At 46.6% G+C, this 1,459-nt stretch carries 1 protein-coding gene; it reads left to right on the plus strand.

The features are described from left to right. Window positions 1-343 precede the first annotated feature (343 nt). The gene (locus FDY93_RS19195; protein WP_138237371.1) at window positions 344-1,366 is read left to right on the plus strand and encodes a nucleotidyltransferase domain-containing protein; all 1,023 of its coding nucleotides are present in this window, start codon (window positions 344-346) and stop codon (window positions 1,364-1,366) included. Window positions 1,367-1,459: the final 93 nt, after the last annotated feature.

Here is a 1,459-nt window from a genome sequence, read left to right on the forward strand (position 1 = left end):
AATATAGAATTAGGTCTTGCAGAGGAAAATGTATGTTCCTAGCAAGTGCCATCTTCCACATAACAATGCGCTGCAGGCCGACGTCTAACTTTGCGCACTTTTTACGCGGTCGCTTCGCTCCCATTATCGCGCAAAAAGCGCACAAAGTTAGCCGCGGCTGAGCGCGGCGTTAGTGTTCGGGTTCAAAGTGTCGCCGCCTGGAAAGTTAAAGGTATCCGGAAGGCATTCGGCGGCTTCGTGCTCCGTAGAGCGGAGTTCGCAAGCAGGGATTTTACGAGACGTTTTTAATCGCCTTCAGTGGCTTCCATTCTAAAAGTAAGGTGGTGGCGGCGAGGGTAATAAAGTGGAACGCTCCCTGTTGGCTATTTTGCCACTCAAGGGAGAGCGGGGTGCGGCACAACCAAGTGTGCCACTCAAGGTCAGTTTGGGTATCGCAAGTGCCTTGAAAATTTCCGGTTGTGTAAGTTTGGTGGCATCAAAGGTCATCAACACTAACAAGGCCGGGCAGCCAGGCTCCGGGCCTTCGGCCCTCCGCGGGACAGCTTACCTTGTGCACGTTTTACGCGGGTCGCTACGCTCCCATTTTCGCGCAAAGCGCGCACAAGGCAAGCTGCCCCTGCCGGCGGCGTTAGGCAGTAAGAAAGCAGATATGAGATACGATACATATTCACTAAAAAAAATATTAACTGACTTAACGAATACCTTTACTGGTGTTACTGAGGTTTATCTATTCGGATCACGATTGCATCGTACAATGAGTACTAGATCGGACGTGGATTTACTGATATCTGTTGATAAATCTGTACTTGCTGAGGATATTAGGGACTTTGCTATTGCTGAATGCAAGGCTCTGGATTTTTTCTTGATCGACAGAGGCGTAGCCACAAGCTGTGCAAATGGAAGTAAAGTCAGGGCTCGGAGCAAGAAGTCACTGATAAGTAATTTGGGCGCAGAGAAAATTTGGGATAAGTCCACTGGATTTCTGCCTGCTGATATTGACTGGGATTTCAATGTTATAAAGGGAATGGAGCCATTGATGACAACATTGGTAACTTCTGAACCATTTCCCTCAAAAGCAGACGCAATATCACACAAAGCTCCAATAGAAACACAGGTTAAGGGTGATTCCTACTGGCCGGTTTTGAAAGAGCACCCGCTGTGGATCATGGCGGCTGTGATTGTTGCTACCGCTGCAGTCACTTTCAAGGTCATTAATGAAGTTAGAATTGTACCTCTGAAAGAAGAAATTTCGCGTTTAGAAAAGCATATTAAATCAAATAAAACGGCCGCTAAAAAATTAGAGATCTCGGACAGTAAAGCGCCTAACAAATCAATGCAGCCGACCGCTAACGCGTCGGCTGATTGAGGCGTTATGTGAACGAGAAAAACCATTGAAATCACAGAAATTCTATATATTTTCTTTTCTGATATTTATCACCGGATGTACCACTGGAGAGCT

It is taken from the genome of Microbulbifer harenosus, from assembly GCF_005771435.1.
Classification (GTDB): domain Bacteria; phylum Pseudomonadota; class Gammaproteobacteria; order Pseudomonadales; family Cellvibrionaceae; genus Microbulbifer; species Microbulbifer harenosus.